The sequence below is a fragment of the Haematobacter massiliensis genome, from assembly GCF_000740795.1.
Taxonomy (GTDB): Bacteria; Pseudomonadota; Alphaproteobacteria; order Rhodobacterales; family Rhodobacteraceae; genus Haematobacter; species Haematobacter massiliensis.
Genome location: NZ_JGYG01000044.1, coordinates 1 through 384, shown reverse-complemented (window position 1 = coordinate 384; position 384 = coordinate 1). Strand labels below are relative to the sequence as shown.

The 384-nt window shown below is 62.0% G+C and carries 1 protein-coding gene; it reads left to right on the top strand.

Annotated elements, in window-relative coordinates:
* On the top strand, positions 1-384 hold a 384-nt coding region (locus CN97_RS21050; RefSeq protein WP_035715323.1), incomplete at both ends, for a hypothetical protein.

The window sequence follows — 384 nt, the reverse complement described above, 5'->3', positions numbered from 1 at the left end:
TCTGCCGCAGGATTTCTGGAGCAGCCTGTCCACCCACCAGCGCAGCGTTGTCAGATACGGAGCATTCTTCTTCTTCGCGGTCTGGTATGGTCGGCAGATGGTGTCCGCGCTGTGCCGCTGGCCGTGGATCGCTCTGGCGGCCGCGTTGATGGCCGCTCTGCTCGCCTCCCGGTTGGACCTCGTCTTCCTTCTGTCCTTGTCGGGCGTGATGCTGATCCTTTCGGCGTCGATCCTGATTTCCGAACACCTTGTCGCCGTGCAGCACGCTTTCACCTTCGTCGGGAGCCGGTCGCTTGAGATCTTCGTGCTGCATTTCGCAATGGTGGGCCCGTTTCTGAAGATGGCCAAGGGCTATTCCCACAGCGCCCTCTGGGCCGTACCGGC